15 protein-coding genes are annotated in these 12,609 nt (G+C 35.3%); 12 read left to right on the top strand and 3 right to left on the bottom strand.

The window, feature by feature from the left end; all coding sequences use genetic code 11:
* The 4 genes from ACR2MV_RS14685 to ACR2MV_RS14700 all read left to right on the top strand — a co-directional run.
* Window positions 1-537, top strand: a 537-nt coding sequence (locus ACR2MV_RS14685) for a hypothetical protein (protein WP_434022847.1), incomplete at its 5' end; no start/stop codon positions are given.
* Window positions 534-1,478 carry a GNAT family N-acetyltransferase gene (locus ACR2MV_RS14690; RefSeq protein WP_434022848.1) on the top strand — a complete coding sequence of 315 codons (945 nt, stop codon included), beginning with the start codon at window positions 534-536 and terminating at the stop codon, window positions 1,476-1,478. The genes ACR2MV_RS14685 and ACR2MV_RS14690, both read left to right, overlap by 4 nt.
* A gap of 62 nt (window positions 1,479-1,540) precedes the next feature.
* Window positions 1,541-2,473: a diacylglycerol/lipid kinase family protein gene (locus ACR2MV_RS14695; protein ID WP_434022850.1), complete on the top strand. Its 933-nt coding sequence runs from the start codon at window positions 1,541-1,543 to the stop codon at window positions 2,471-2,473.
* A gap of 10 nt (window positions 2,474-2,483) precedes the next feature.
* Entirely contained in the window at window positions 2,484-3,455 is a 972-nt protein-coding gene (locus ACR2MV_RS14700) for a UbiA family prenyltransferase (protein ID WP_434022851.1), read from the top strand.
* Between the two features lie 250 nt (window positions 3,456-3,705).
* Here ACR2MV_RS14700 and ACR2MV_RS14705 read toward each other — a convergent pair whose 3' ends face one another.
* A complete protein-coding gene (locus ACR2MV_RS14705; RefSeq protein WP_434022852.1) occupies window positions 3,706-5,298 on the bottom strand; it encodes a Gfo/Idh/MocA family protein in 1,593 nt (530 codons plus the stop codon).
* A 2-nt stretch (window positions 5,299-5,300) separates the two neighbouring features.
* Complete coding sequence (locus tag ACR2MV_RS14710; RefSeq protein ID WP_434022854.1) at window positions 5,301-5,789, bottom strand: DoxX subfamily; 489 nt, start codon at window positions 5,787-5,789, stop codon at window positions 5,301-5,303.
* Window positions 5,790-6,139: 350 nt separating this feature from the next.
* On the opposite strand from ACR2MV_RS14710, the gene ACR2MV_RS14715 reads away from it, so the two are divergent.
* Genes ACR2MV_RS14715 through ACR2MV_RS14740 form a run of 6 tightly spaced genes read left to right on the top strand, consistent with a single transcriptional unit; the run spans window position 6,140 to window position 9,767 of the window.
* On the top strand, window positions 6,140-6,304 hold the full coding sequence (locus tag ACR2MV_RS14715; protein ID WP_434022856.1) for a Lacal_2735 family protein: 165 nt from the start codon (window positions 6,140-6,142) through the stop codon (window positions 6,302-6,304).
* Window positions 6,305-6,315: 11 nt separating this feature from the next.
* Window positions 6,316-6,717, top strand: a complete 402-nt coding sequence (locus tag ACR2MV_RS14720) for a DUF2452 domain-containing protein (RefSeq protein ID WP_434022857.1) — start codon at window positions 6,316-6,318, stop codon at window positions 6,715-6,717.
* Window positions 6,714-7,007: a TIGR03643 family protein gene (locus tag ACR2MV_RS14725; RefSeq protein WP_434022858.1), complete on the top strand. Its 294-nt coding sequence runs from the start codon at window positions 6,714-6,716 to the stop codon at window positions 7,005-7,007. Before ACR2MV_RS14720 ends, ACR2MV_RS14725 begins: the two co-directional genes overlap by 4 nt.
* Entirely contained in the window at window positions 7,004-8,134 is a 1,131-nt protein-coding gene (locus tag ACR2MV_RS14730; RefSeq protein ID WP_434022859.1) for an FAD-binding domain-containing protein, read from the top strand. Before ACR2MV_RS14725 ends, ACR2MV_RS14730 begins: the two co-directional genes overlap by 4 nt.
* A gap of 17 nt (window positions 8,135-8,151) precedes the next feature.
* Window positions 8,152-8,280, top strand: coding sequence for a DUF2256 domain-containing protein (locus ACR2MV_RS14735; protein WP_434022860.1), 129 nt, complete (start codon window positions 8,152-8,154; stop codon window positions 8,278-8,280).
* Between the two features lie 2 nt (window positions 8,281-8,282).
* Window positions 8,283-9,767, top strand: coding sequence for a cryptochrome/photolyase family protein (locus tag ACR2MV_RS14740; protein ID WP_434022861.1), 1,485 nt, complete (start codon window positions 8,283-8,285; stop codon window positions 9,765-9,767).
* A gap of 437 nt (window positions 9,768-10,204) precedes the next feature.
* Here ACR2MV_RS14740 and ACR2MV_RS14745 read toward each other — a convergent pair whose 3' ends face one another.
* The gene (locus ACR2MV_RS14745; RefSeq protein WP_434022862.1) at window positions 10,205-10,732 is read right to left on the bottom strand and encodes a glutathione peroxidase; all 528 of its coding nucleotides are present in this window, start codon (window positions 10,730-10,732) and stop codon (window positions 10,205-10,207) included.
* 136 nt (window positions 10,733-10,868) lie between these two features.
* Here ACR2MV_RS14745 and ACR2MV_RS14750 point away from each other — a divergent pair, with 136 nt between their 5' ends.
* Together ACR2MV_RS14750 and ACR2MV_RS14755 are read left to right on the top strand one after the other, a co-directional pair.
* Window positions 10,869-12,119: an FAD-dependent oxidoreductase gene (locus ACR2MV_RS14750; RefSeq protein WP_434022864.1), complete on the top strand. Its 1,251-nt coding sequence runs from the start codon at window positions 10,869-10,871 to the stop codon at window positions 12,117-12,119.
* Between the two features lie 194 nt (window positions 12,120-12,313).
* Window positions 12,314-12,609 (top strand): lactonase family protein (locus tag ACR2MV_RS14755; RefSeq protein WP_434022866.1); only part of this gene is annotated, 296 nt, incomplete at its 3' end.

Raw genomic sequence — 12,609 nt, forward strand, 5'->3', positions numbered from 1 at the left:
TCTGCAGGAAATCAAGATCCGTCTTTTATAGCCAAGGATGCAGAACAATATCGAATTCCAGATGCCTTTCATCACACAATAACAGAGAGTAAGGTCATTTCCAACTGTATGTTTCACCTTGTGTTTAAGGGAGGTTTTGATGAGATGGCTAAAGATTTTCTACCACCTTCAATGGACACAAAAGTATTGGAAAAAGTGAAAATAAAAATGGAAGAAAAAGATTTTGAAATATATTTTCATCAGGAGGATGTTTTGGAGTTCTGTAAGGACTTCGAATTTGATCAATCAACTCATTGTTTTTTTTCATTATCAGATATTTTGAGTTTTAAAAAGCTTGGTTATATGAAGAAATTACTACTGCAAATAAATCATAAAACTCTAAACGGTACAGTGGTTGTGCTTCGGGCTTTTTTGAGAAATCGTATGGAAATTGGACAAATGAATGATCTGGAAACAGAATTCGGTTCTGTAATAGATTTGACTGAGCAGGAGCAAACAGGTATGTATCAGGTAATTTCTTTAGAACTTAAAAAATGAGAAAACTATCCTATCATATTGATGCATACAAGGCTGAACATGAAAGTGGTTTACTTGATTTGGAACATAGTACACCTCAAGGCAAAGGTGTGAAGCTTGAAATGGTGAGACCTGAATTTTTAAGCCGGTCAAAAATATTTGATAGATACGATGTTTTTGTAGCACTTAACCAAAATAGAACTGAGATTATTGGTGTTTCTGCGGTATCGATAGTACCTCTTATGATTGAGAACATTATAACAGACGTAGGGTTCGGTTATGATCTAAAGGTGGCTCCTCCATATCAGAACAGGGGAATTGCTAAGGAATTTGCAAAACATTTGATTGATGTTTATTTGGCTGACAATGGAATATCAGAATACTTTACAACTTTCAAATCAAGCAATGAAACCATGACAAGTGTTGTTCATTTCATATCACGAGAATGGCAGGCATACAACTTTATCTATTTGACGGTGCCAACATTTAAAAGGGTGAAATATTCAAACCTTGCATTGAGTGATCAACTTTTATCAATTGAAATGTTAGGTAACTCAGAAAAGTTAAAAAAATATATTATCGAAACCGAAAATGGTATTAAGATTTGGAAAACATATTCCACTTACCAGCTAAAAATTCAGGATATGACCTGTTTTTTAAATATGGGGATTAAATCGATTAATAGTTTTAAGTCAAAAACAAAAAAAATACCTGTAACTGGAGATGTGTTGAAATTTGCTACTTTATATCATTTTAATAAATCAAATATTGGCTCTGTAAACGAAGCGTTAGATGTTTTACAGAAAAGAAATATTCAATATTTGAATATTTGCTGCACCAAAGATGATTTCGTATATAAATTATTTAATCCTATTGCTATCAGCAGGATGCCTTACAGTTTATTGAATACGTTTGGAGTTACAAATGGACAAAGACTATCTCTTGATGTTAGATGTCTTTAAGTTTGATATAGAAACGGATAGATTATTGAGTATAGTTGAATTTTTTGAATTTGAAAGATAAAATGAAAGTACTGATATTGGTAAATCTGGATGCTAATCATAAAAAGGCTAAAAAGAAGTGGGAGCTGATAGCCGGAGACATCTTGCGGTTAATGCCCGGGACAACAGAAATTATCAAATTCACTATTCCTTTTGATATAAAAACTTGTATTCATGATCAGATAGTGAATAACGGTTTGAGAAATATAATAAGCGCAGGAGGTGATGGGACTGCAAATATGATCCTGAACACTTTGCTACATGATCCCAAAATTATCATGTCTGAACTGAATATTGGATTTATTGGTTTAGGGTCTAGTAATGATCTGTTGAAGCCTGTAACCAGAAGTATAAAGGATATCCCATTAAAAATTGATGTTAATAATGTAACGCCAGTTGATCTTGGGCTCGCCTTATTCATGGATGAAAATCAAAAATTAAATAAAAAGTTGTTTTTAGGAAATTCAAGTATTGGGGTAGGTGCCAGCGCCAATTGGCTCTTTAATAAAGAAGACTTCATCATCCATAATTTAAAATCAAGATGGACAAATCTTACTATTTTATACACAACAATAAAGTCAATTTTTAATTTTAAAAATTACCGTTTGTGCATGAAATATAAGGGGCTGGAAAAAGAGCGTGTTATCAGTTATCTGGCAGTTTTAAAAACGCGGCATATTTCAGGCAAGATGAGATTTGATCAGAAGATCTTATCAAATGATGGGAGAATGGGATTGAATTTTTGTGAAAATATGAATAAGCAAGAATTGATAATGGTAATGAAAGATTTGCATAAGGGAGTCTTTTCGGGTAGAAAGAAAAGACATTCCTGTTTTGTCAAGGAATTATTCATAAAGTCAAAGGTATTAATCCCAGTCGAGTTTGATGGAGAGATCGAAATGGCCAAAGAAGTAAGTTATTCCATCTTACCGAAGGCTATCAATAGAATGCAGTAAATGATTGTTTATGGAAAATAGCACTCAATATCTTAAGCCTTATACTGGAGCATTTTGGAAGGCATATCTCATTCAAATGAGGCCTTACTTGATGTTTGTTTCAGGTATATCAGGATTCGCTGGAATATCTATTGCAGGAACTGGAAATTTTGACCTTTTTGATCAATTACTAGCTTTTATTCCCTTATTTTTAGGATATGGTTTTGGACAGGCTTTAACAGATTGTTTTCAATTAGACACGGATGTGATTTCAGCTCCGTATAGACCCCTTTCTCAAGGTTTGATCAGTGTAAAATGGGTGACGATAGTTAGTCTCATCGGTTTGCTTTTGATTTCAGGAATATTAGTGTATCTAAATATTTGGAATATTTTGCTTTGCATTCTTTCAGTAGCAGGCTTGGCATCCTATTCGATAGTGAAAAAACGTTATTGGTTTGCTGGTCCACTTTATAATGCCTGGATTGTTGCCTTATTGCCTATTATGGGCTATATCTCTTTAACGGGTGAAAATCTTAAAATACTTTCAGATACAAATCTACAGGAGCTGATTGCCTTAAGTTTTTTTTCTTACGCCCATTTTGTATTGATAGGGTACCTCAAAGACATTTCAGCAGATAGAAAGGCAGGTTATAAGACATTACCAGTCGTTTTTGGATGGAATTGGGCAGTTCGTATTTCTACCATTTTTGTTGTGATTAGCATATGGTTGAGTTATAAAATCGCAGGTGATTCAATTCTGGGCCTTACGTTAATTATCATTGCGAGTTTAATAGCTGGTGGCGGGCAGCTTTATGCATTTTTTACAAAGAACAAAACAGAGTTGAATTCAGTGATACCAGTTTCCTCTAGTGTGAGAGGATTTATTCTCTGGCATATTTCTGTTATTTTGACTTTTAGGCCCGAATTGATCTTCGTTTGTTTCTTTTATTATTCGTTTTTTGAATTCAGCTTTTATTTGAGACCTGAAAAAAAGCAGATCTGAATATTGTTAAAATTAGTTAGTCGATTTTTATTCTCTTGTTCCAGCCAGGACCCTCTGGGGTATCTTACTGACAATATTAATTAAGATAGATAATACGGAAGTCAAAAGTTTTTGTTCGATTTGGAGGCTTATCAATTATTTAATTGATATAAATCAATACAAGAAAGAAAGACATAGGCAATACTTATTGATATGAGATACAATATAAAAATGTTTGTTACTTGCCTGGGTCCTTTAGTTTACAATACTTCTAATAAATAGCACTGCCCAGCAAAACAGCATCAAAATCAACACCTTCAATTGGTTTGATCATTTCTGTTTTGGGATCCCATTCTATGCGTCTTCCTAGTTTCCATGAAAGACCGGTCATATGCGCCGTAATGGCTTCTTCAAAGCCTTCCTTGATGCCACAACTCAATTCGGTTCCATTGCGAATACCGCTCAACCATTCTTTTAAATGTAAAAAGGTTGAATCGACACGAACTCCGTCAATATAGGTCCACATCAATCCTTTGTCGGCAAAATACTGAGAAGTAGCAGATGAAATTGCATCGGGAACATTGGCACCTGGGTCGTATTGATAAATGGGTACTGAAGGCTTCATGGTATGTGCCTCCAGCATTTCAGCATATTTTGTGGAACGTCCGTCGGGCCAAATGGTTAAGCGATTGCCCAGTTCCATGGTCGCATCATGTCCCATAAGAATAGTCGGTCTGCTAAAACTATTTCCTAAAGTTGCGCTGTAGATAAAGGTCATTCCTTTCTCTTTTCCTTTGGCCTGGCTATGGCCCGTGCTAAAGTCAGGAAACTCCATGTTTGCCTGTAAGACATCTGGCACATTTCTGCCATCCTTGTGGGTGTAGATTCCTCCTGAGGCAGAAATGGATGTTGGAATCCCCATGTTTAAAACACAATTTAAACGGTCATAATCATGCGTTAAAAGGTCACCGGATAAACCAGAACCATAGGCCCACCATTTTCGCCACCTGAAAAAGTGATTCTTATTAAAAGGAATTTTAGGTGCGGATCCCAAAAACTGTTCCCAGTCAATGGTTTGTTCATTAGCATCTTTATCGATATCATAGTTCCAGGCACCGTTATCGTCGTTTCTATTGGTATTGGTCTGGATCATTGAAACATGCCCTAAGGTATTTTTATTGACCACATCTTTTGCCGTTTGGAAACTCAAGGTTTGACGGTGCTGATGACCCACCATCAATTGAGCTTTCGATTTTTTAGCAGCTTCCCGCAGGCGATACGTTTCTTCAATGGTATGGGTCATGGGTTTCTCCACATAAACATGGACATTGTTTTCCAAAGCATCTATGGCCATCGGTGCATGCCAGTGATCCGGTGTTGCTATAATGATGGCATCTACCTCACCACTGCGTATCATTTCTTGATAGGTTCGAAAGCGTTTGACAGCTTGATCATCCGTAGAAAAAGAATCAATCACTTCCTGAGCCCGAACATCAAACACATCGCAAACTGCGACCAGACGAACGTTTAATCTTTCCTGATTCTTAAAATCAGCTAAAGCAGAATGCTTTGGGTTTTTATCAGCGGCTTTCTCCATATTTTGTAACCATTCAGTGGTTGCGAAACCAAGAGAGCGACATAATTGTTCCCCGCGTATTCCAAATCCTATGATGCCTACCCTGATTGGAGGACCTTCTATTGGAGGTAATATATTGGGTAATGAAGGTTCTATGTTTAATTGTTCCAGCAGTTCAGTGCGTTTTTTTCTACTTTGTACGGTGCTTGAGGCACCGGCCCACCAAATAGCTCCGGCAATGGGTAAACCACCTAAACCCTTGATGATATCTCTTCTTGTCCATTTCATAGTTATGTTGTTTTAAGTGTGTTTTGCTCAGCAGTAAAGAGGCGTTTCAGACCAAAATACCTGGCTGTTGGAAATTGGAAGATGATCATGCAGGCCACCAATTCAATTAGGTTTTTATTTACAAACCAATAGCTTCCTTCTACGTTAACTTCGGTGAGCCATGGGAATGATGGATGCGCCAAATAATAAAGCGCCAGCAACCCTATTCCAATAAAGGCTCCAGTTTTTTCCAGAAATCCAAGGGTGAGTGTTAATCCAACAATGATGAGCGCTGCCATGTTCATGCCATCCACCCATCCAATGATGGATTCATTTGTCAAGGCTGTAAAAAAGGGTTTTAAAGGTCCTTGTGCGGATGCCAGATAACCCATTGACGTCCAGTCTGGATTATAAAGCTTAATGATTCCTTCGTATAAAAAATGCCAGCCGATAAGAATTCGCAGAAGAACAATGCTGTCTTTGAGTTCCCATGCTTTTTTCGATGTTGTCATATAAAATGAATTTCAAGAAACAAAACTAAAACCGTAAACAAGGAATATCTATGATTTTAGTCATATGCCGTGTTTAAAAACGCGTTTACGAAGTTAAAAAAAAGCTAAAACATGGCTACTTATTTTTTATCGCTATTAAACCATAATTTCATGTGGATCATTTTGTTTTAATTTTGGTGTTTACCTCAGATAGTTTGTTACATGAAGGACTATTTAGACCATGTAATTGAAGCCTTCCCAATGAAATTAAAACATTTTGTTTAAGTTTATTGCTAATAAGTTAAACAAAAATTGTATATTTGACATATTCTGACTTATAAAAGTAGAAATCATCATCAAAATACGATACTATGTTTGGATTATTTAAAAAGAAAACTGATAAAGAAAAGTTACAGGGCCAATATGAAAAGCTTTTAAGAGAGGCGTATTTGCTTTCCTCCAGTAATCGAAGAATGAGCGATCAGAAAACTTTTGAAGCAAATCAGATCCTTCAGCAGATTTCAAATATGAATTAAGTTGTTGACTTATGGAAGCAAAGAAAAGACCAGATAATGTTGTGTTCAATTCTGATACCCAACAATACGATGCTGCACTAAAACCATATGCAACCTCAGTGGGGGCTCCGGTTATCACTATGACTGACACCGTTTCTTGGAAAAACAGGAGTATTAGTAAGGTTAATCAGAAGGTACAGGCAAAGTATTTAGAGATCAAAGAGGAATACGATAAAATGATGGAAGAGTTTGAATTTAATAATTTGATTTTTAGCGCCAAATTTAATTTCGAGCCGATAGTAGGGGATACATATCATTTGTATAAAAGAGATAATGAAGAATTATTTTTATCCTTGATAGCACCTCATGAATGCAGTTTCAATGCCATGGGAAGCTTTTACTTAAATGCGGATCAGATTTGGGAAAAAGTATGACAGACTCAGTAGATTTCACAGTCCGAGAATTGGATCGAATTATTGAAATGGCATGGGAAGATCGAACTCCTTTCGAGGCAATTAAGTACCAGTTCAACTTGACAGAGAAAGAGGTGATTAAAACGATGAGGATACATTTGCGACCTGGCAGTTTTAAACGCTGGAGAAAGCGAGTGAATAGCAGAACGAGTTCAAAGCACTTGAAAAAGCGCGCGCCAGATATGTTAAGGTTTAAATGCTCAAGACAAAAAGGAATATCAGGCAACAAAATAAGTAAACGATACGTATGAAGACTATTGAAAAAGATATAGAAATGTTTCCTACTTCTATGAAGGAAATTAATGATCGTATCGATCGGATAGACCCTGTTAAATATGCCAAATCCAGAAATTATCTGAATGGAGCGATATCATATTTATCTCCTTATATATCAAGAGGAGTCATTTCTACAAAATTTGTCCTTTCCCGATTGGTAGACAAAGGGTATCACGCAGATCGAATGGAAAAGTTCATTCAAGAATTGGCTTGGCGTGATTATTGGCAACAGGTTTGGATTTCCAAAAAGGATGCGATTAATACTGATTTCAAAAGGAATCAACATCCGGTGAGCAACATGTCTATTTCCAGTTCTATTTTGGAGGCAACCACAGGAATAGAAGCTATAGATAAAGCAATTCTGGATTTTTATAAAACGGGTTATTTACACAATCACATGAGAATGTATATAGCTGCCTTGGCAAGTAATATTGCTCGAAGTCATTGGCGTGTGCCTGCTCAATGGATGTATTACCACCTGCTTGATGCGGACTGGGCAAGCAATGCCCTGAGCTGGCAATGGGTAGCAGGAACCTATGGTCAGAAAAAATACTATGCGAATCAAGACAATATTAATAAGTATTGTTTTACTGATCAAAAGAATACCTTTCTGGATATTTCATATGGGTCATTTGCCACAATGAATGTTCCCATACAATTAGTAGAATTAGCACAACTTGTGTTACATACTCCCTTGCCTTTGAAAAAGGATATTATTGTTAATCCTGAACTTCCTACATGTTTGTATAATTTTTATAATATGGATCCTAGTTGGAAGGAATATGAAGATGTGAACAGAGTGTTGATTCTGGAGCCTTCACATTTTGAAAAATACCCGGTATCGAAAAAAAGCATTGATTTTCTGATGAATCTGAGCAGAAATATCAAGAATATTCAGGTTTTTGTTGGTGAATTTGATGAATTAATTTTAACGCACAAGTTAAAGACGATTTATTTTAAGGAGCATCCTTTAGTTGAGCATTATCAGGGTGAAAAAGAACAACGTGACTGGATGTTTTCTGTACGTGGTGAATTCCCTTCTTTTTTTGCTTATTGGAAACAATGTAAAAAGGAATTACTGCCGATTGAATACGTCCTTTAGTTTGGAAGTCAAAAAAAATGAAAAAAAGTCAGCTTCCTGAAAAGATATGTGTTGTTTGCGAACGGCCTTTTTCATGGCGTAAAAAATGGGCATTAAATTGGGAAGAGGTGAAGTACTGCAGCGAACGATGTAGAAGAAACAAATAGAGATGAAAACAATACATCTGATATTTCCGCATCAACTTTTTAAAGAAATCCCCGTAAAAAACAAGGAGGTTATTATTTATTTGATTGAAGAAGAGTTGTTTTTTAATCAATATTCATTTCATAAACAAAAAATTCTATTTCACCGGGCTTCGATGAAATATTATCAAAACTATTTAGAAGCAAAGGATTTTAAAGTAACCTATATTGAAGCCTTCCAAGATCGATCTGCCATAAGTCTGTTGATTAAAGAACTGGCCAGTGATGGCTTAGATAAATTAAGTTTTACAGACCCTACCGATTACTGGCTGGAACAGCGCATTAAGAAATCATGTATCAAACATCAATTAAAATATGAGCGATTCAATTCTCCCATGTTTCTAAATTCAGAACAAGAACTGTATCCTTTTTTTCGAGCTGATAAGAAAAAATATTACCAGACCAGTTTTTACAAAGAGCAAAGAAAATTGCGTAAAATTTTGGTTTCAGAGGATCAACAACCCATTGGAGGAAAGTGGACATATGATGCAGAAAACAGAAAGAAGTACCCAGTTAAAAAGAAGCCGCCTCCGATTTACTTTCCAAAAAGCGATGCTTATTTTGAGGAGGCAAAAGATTATGTACAACGCTATTATGATGACAATCCGGGCAGGCTATATGAAACGCCATTATATCCTTTAAATTTCAAGGATGCAGAGGAGTGGCTTGAACAATTTTTTGAAATTCGGTTTTTCGAGTTTGGAACCTATGAAGATGCCATTGTTAAAGATGCGTCCTGGTTGCATCACAGTATGTTAACTCCAATGTTAAATACAGGATTGATTCAGCCATCTGAAGTTATTCAACGTAGTTTAATGTATGCGAAAAGTAATGATATTCCTATTAATTCTACAGAAGGATTCATTCGACAAATAGTAGGATGGAGGGAATTTATCCGAGGTATTTACTGTGCACGGGGAGTAGAACAAAGAACCTGTAATTTCTGGGATTTTAAACGGAAAATTCCCGATTCATTTTATACCGGAACTACGGGTATTGAACCCGTTGACAATACCATAAAAAAAGTATTGCAGACTGGCTATTGTCACCATATTGAAAGGCTTATGATTCTTGGAAATTTTATGATGCTCTGTGAATTTGATCCGGATGAGGTATATCGATGGTTTATGGAACTTTTTATAGACGCTTATGATTGGGTGATGGTGCCAAACGTATACGGTATGAGTCAATTTGCAGATGGAGGATTGATGTCGACCAAACCCTATATAAGCAGTAGTAATTATCTTATGAAAATGAGTAATTTTAAAAAAGGATCCTGGCAGGAAATATGGGATGGTCTTTTTTGGCGATTTATGGATGTTCATAGAGATTTTTTTCAAAAAAATCCAAGACTGGGAATGCTGGTGCATACCTTGGATAAAATGCCTGTTGAAAAGCGACATAAGCATCTTGAGAATAGTGAAAGCTACTTATTTTCACTAGATAGTTGAAAAGGTTCTCTGAAGTTAGGATTTAACTATGAAGCTACTGTTAAATAAACTATAAAGAAATAACGATGACCAAAGTATGGTTCTGATCCAATTCTTTTTTATCAGTGACTCCAACATTGATTTATTTACTTTCCCTTCTGAAATTCTTGCGTGTATTGGAACAAATTGTAGAAACGTTGAAATCCAGAGCATAAGAATGATTATAAGACTTATGATAGTATATTCATTAGAATACCTTGTCAACTGATAGATGGATGTTCCTAGTTGAAATACCATCAATGGAGCTACAATCAGACTAAAACGAGTCGTATATACTTTGTGCCAATCTATTAAGTTGTTATGGTTATAATACAAAAAACTTGGATATACTATACATTGAATAATCCAAATCAGCACCACTAATCCGAAATCTAATAAAAGTCGAAGAACCTCTATATTCATTTTAAATGTTTCGTAATTTTTGAGCTCATTGGTTTGGTGATGGAAAAATAATAATCAATCAGATTACCGCTTTCATCCAGCAAATATTTTTGAAAATTCCACTTTACGCTGGAATTCTTTTTTCCGTTGAGATTTTTTGAAGTAAGCCATTGATAAAGAGGATGCTGCTTGCTACCTTTAACATCAACTTTTTCTGTAAGTAAAAATTTAACACCAAAATTGAGTTCACAAAATTTTTGAATCTGTGATGCATTTCCAGGTTCTTGTTTGCCAAATTGATTACAAGGCACGCCAATTATAGCAAGTGTATCCGGATAACTGTCACTTAAGGTTTGCAAATCTTTGTATTGTTTTGTAAATCCGCATTCGGAGGCGACATTGACAAAGAGTATTTTTTTTCCTTTAAAGTTGGATAATGAAACTGGTAAGCCGTTTAAACCGTTGATATCAATATCATAGATAGATTGTTTATTTGTTTCTGAAGTTCTGTTTGGTGCTAATTTGGCTTTATCGATTGAGTTCATGTGTGGATTTATTTTAGAATTAAGTAAAGATATCTATATTTTTGTTTATTTTTAGGCTTAAAATGTTAAACAAAAATTAAAACTGTTGACTTAGTGATTTGTCGAATCATTATAAATCCAATTTTCAGTATAACTTATGAAAAAACAAGAACGAAAGCTGTTTATTGTCGGTGCCGGAATTAGTGGATTAATTGCCGCTCATGTATTGGAAGGTCATGGTTATTCTCCTGTTATTATTGATTCAAATGATCGTGTTGGAGGGCGTGTCAAAACTGATGTAATTGATGGATATCAGCTTGATCATGGATTTCAAGTACTACTTGATGCCTATCCAGCTGTTCAAAAGTATCTAGATTTGGAGCAATTAGAAGTACAAAAATATGCCCCTGGAGCATGTATATTTATATCTGGTAAAAAGTATTTAATTGGTGATCCGTTTCGGGATATTTCCTTATTGATTCCTACAATTTTCTCTAAACTAGGAACATTTTCCGATAAGTTAAATGTGCTCAAACTCAATTATCACTTAAAAAATAAGACTGTCGATGATATATTCAATAGGAAAGAAAATACTACCCTGGAATATTTGAAAGAAACAGGTTTTTCTGAAAATTTTATCAATGAGTTTTTTATGCCTTTTTTTGCAGGTATTTTTTTGGAAGATGATTTGAATACCTCCAGCAGGATGTTTGAATTCGTATATAAAATGTTCGGAAAAGGGCTTGCGGTGGTGCCGAAATCGGGTATGGAGGCCATTCCGAAACAATTATCTCAAAAATTAGAACGAACTACATTTATGTTTAATGAAGAAGTAAGCTTTATTAAGGACGGAGAATTAACGCTGAGTTCAGGTCAAAAACTCACAAGTCACTATACGATTGTGGCTACTGAGGCGAGTCATCTGATAAAAAGTCTGCGTAAACAATCTGTGACCTGGAGATCTTGTGACACCTTGTATTATGAAGTGGATAGTACGGTCAATTCAAAAGCCTTGATAGGGCTGGTTCCAGATAGAGATATCCTAATCAATAATATCTGCTATCCCACGTTGCTGGCAACTGAATCAAAGCCAAGAAAACATCTTTTATCAGTGACTATTGTGAAACGACATCATTTATCTTCTGTCGATCTTGTTCAGCAGGTGGCAAAGGAATTAAAAGAGCATTGTAGTATTACCATTCTGAGATTCATAAAACATTACAATATCCCTAAAGCATTACCCAAGTTAAATAATTTGCAATACGAAATGTCACCTTCAGAAACGCGATTGACCTCCACAATATTTCTCGCAGGTGATACTCAACTTAATGCTTCCCTTAATGCCGCAATGATTGCCGGGGAGAGGGCTGCAATGGCGGTTGTTGAGACAATAAATAAGAGGCATTAATTATTTATGCAAATTGTTTAAATTTTTTTTACCTGGTTTTTGTTTATGATTGTATTATTTTTAGCCAAATTTAAAAATGGACTAATTTGGATATGAGATCAATTACAAGAATTTTATCGGTGTATTTTTTATTCACCATGATAAGTTGTGACAATAAAAAAAACGATAATCAAAGTTCAATTAAAAAAGACCAAATGGCGCAACAGTCAAAATTACTTGTAGGAACTTATACATCGAATTCAAGTGAAGGTGTTTACAGTGTTGAATTGAACGAAGTGACTGGCGAATTGACAAACGTTCGTTTGGTTGCAAATTCAGAAAACCCTTCTTTTATAAGTATTGATGATGATGAGCGCCATGTCTATGTGGTAAATGAAAACTTGGAAGGAGAAATTACAGTTTTTGAATGGGATGAAGATAAAACGAAATTAATTGAGCGCGATAGAGTTAGCAGTGGAGGAAAACATCCTTGTTATGTGTCGGTAAACAA

The sequence above is a fragment of the Lutimonas sp. genome, from assembly GCF_051011215.1.
Taxonomy (GTDB): Bacteria; Bacteroidota; Bacteroidia; order Flavobacteriales; family Flavobacteriaceae; genus Lutimonas.